General features: G+C 69.1%; 1 protein-coding gene. It reads right to left on the reverse strand.

The window, feature by feature from the left end; genetic code table 11:
* Positions 1-47: 47 nt before the first annotated feature.
* A partial coding sequence (locus FLQ44_RS04940) for a magnesium transporter (RefSeq protein WP_147693342.1) occupies positions 48-262 on the reverse strand: 215 nt, incomplete at its 5' end.

A 262-nucleotide genomic window follows, 5' to 3' on the forward strand; every position in this document is an offset into this window, starting at 1 on the left:
GGGCTGTGCCCTCAGCGGTGCGCGCAGTGCTGCAGCCGCACCGGCTGCTACAGCAGGATCAGCGTGCCGAGGCCGAGGAAGGCGAAGAAGCCGAACACGTCGGTGACCGTGGTCAGGAAGATGCTGCTGGCCAGCGCGGGATCGAAGCCGAGACGCTTCAAGGTCAGCGGCACGGCGACACCGGCGAGGCTGGCTGCGGTCAGGTTGATGACCAGCGCGGCGAAGATCACGCCCGACAGCGCGGCGTCGCCGAACCACAGCC

It is taken from the genome of Vogesella mureinivorans, assembly GCF_007644035.1.
Taxonomy (GTDB): Bacteria; Pseudomonadota; Gammaproteobacteria; order Burkholderiales; family Chromobacteriaceae; genus Vogesella; species Vogesella mureinivorans.